This window comes from Nocardia brevicatena NBRC 12119 (assembly GCF_000308495.1).
Lineage (GTDB): Bacteria > Actinomycetota > Actinomycetes > Mycobacteriales > Mycobacteriaceae > Nocardia > Nocardia brevicatena.
Genome location: NZ_BAFU01000082.1, coordinates 1 through 522, shown reverse-complemented (window position 1 = coordinate 522; position 522 = coordinate 1). Strand labels below are relative to the sequence as shown.

1 pseudogene is annotated in these 522 nt (G+C 63.4%); it reads left to right on the top strand.

Going from position 1 to position 522, the window contains the following annotated elements:
* Positions 1–522 (top strand): annotated as a pseudogene (locus tag ON20_RS22780) (DNA-directed RNA polymerase subunit beta); the annotation flags it as partial.

Sequence of the window (522 nt, the reverse complement as noted above, 5' to 3'; positions counted from 1 at the left end):
TGCAAGGACAAGGACATGACCTACGCGGCGCCGTTGTTCGTCACCGCGGAGTTCATCAACAACAACACCGGTGAGATCAAGAGCCAGACGGTCTTCATGGGTGATTTCCCGATGATGACCGACAAGGGCACCTTCATCATCAACGGCACCGAGCGCGTGGTGGTCTCCCAGCTGGTCCGTTCGCCGGGCGTGTACTTCGACCACTCCGTCGACAAGGGCACCGAGAAGGACCTGCACAGCGTGCGGGTCATCCCGAGCCGCGGCGCGTGGCTGGAGTTCGATGTCGACAAGCGCGACACCGTCGGCGTCCGCATCGACCGCAAACGCCGGCAGCCCGTCACCGTGCTGCTCAAGGCCCTGGGCTGGACCAGTGAGGAGATTGTCGAGCGGTTCGGCTTCTCCGAGATCATGATGTCCACCCTGGAGAAGGACAACACCGCGGGCCAGGACGAAGCGCTGCTCGATATCTACCGCAAGCTGCGTCCGGGTGAGCCGCCGACCAAGGAGTCGGCGCAGACCCTG